This is a genomic window from Vibrio sp. 10N.222.55.C6, from assembly GCF_041473395.1.
Lineage (GTDB): Bacteria > Pseudomonadota > Gammaproteobacteria > Enterobacterales > Vibrionaceae > Vibrio > Vibrio crassostreae_C.
Genome location: NZ_JBFRSD010000634.1, coordinates 1 through 388 on the forward strand (window position 1 = coordinate 1; position 388 = coordinate 388).

The 388-nt window shown below is 47.2% G+C and carries 1 protein-coding gene; it reads right to left on the bottom strand.

From position 1 onward, the window contains the following. Positions 1-6 precede the first annotated feature (6 nt). On the bottom strand, positions 7-388 hold a 382-nt coding region (locus tag AB4486_RS25410; protein WP_372119489.1), incomplete at its 5' end, for a LysR substrate-binding domain-containing protein.

Here is a 388-nt window from a genome sequence, read left to right on the forward strand (position 1 = left end):
ACTAACCTAGCGCAACTGCCCTTCTAACCACTTAATAAAGGTTCTTACCTTAGGGCGTTTTTCCGTGCCTAGCGGGCAGATTAAGTCATACCCTTGGTCTGTATCCATGCTCGGATAAGGTGTTATCAGCTCACCAGTCTGAACATACTGCTTAACAAAATGATAGCGCCCCATCGCGACACCGATATTGCTGAGGGCACTTCTTACGCCCATATCCCGGTGGCTCACACAGTAAAATTGCTCAAACAAGTTCACATCTAAGCCGTGGTGTTTAATCCAACGCTGCCATACATCTGACCCTAGTGCATGAATGAAATTAATCCGGTGCAGCGATTCTAAGCCATCATCAAAGATGTCGTGTTCAGCCGCGTAACTCGGTGTACATACC